The following is a 257-nucleotide window of genomic DNA, read 5'->3' as shown; positions in this document are numbered from 1 at the left end:
AGGCGACCAGCGGCGACTTGCCGGTACCACCGACGGTGATGTTGCCGATCACGATCACCGGCACCGGCGCCTTCCAGACCTCACGCTTGCCGGTGAGATAGGCGTTGCGCTTGCGCGCCACCACATTCTTGTAGACATGTTCCAGCGGGCGCAGCAGATGAAGCCAGCCGGCGCCGCGATACCAGGCGTCTACCAGTCGTTCACTCATGCGTCTGCCGTCTCCCGAAACTGGATGCGATGCAGCGCGGCATAAGCAC

1 protein-coding gene is annotated in these 257 nt (G+C 63.4%); it reads right to left on the bottom strand.

Annotation, left to right across the window (positions count from 1 at the left end; all coding sequences use genetic code 11):
* The coding region (locus R0J88_RS21465) for a tetraacyldisaccharide 4'-kinase (RefSeq protein ID WP_410901096.1) at positions 1 to 208 on the bottom strand (208 nt) is incomplete at its 3' end.
* Positions 209 to 257 lie beyond the last annotated feature (49 nt).

This window comes from Pseudoalteromonas sp. SIMBA_162 (genome assembly GCF_046535955.1).
Classification (GTDB): Bacteria; Pseudomonadota; Gammaproteobacteria; order Enterobacterales; family Alteromonadaceae; genus Pseudoalteromonas; species Pseudoalteromonas marina.
This window is presented reverse-complemented; position numbering and strand designations above follow the sequence as displayed.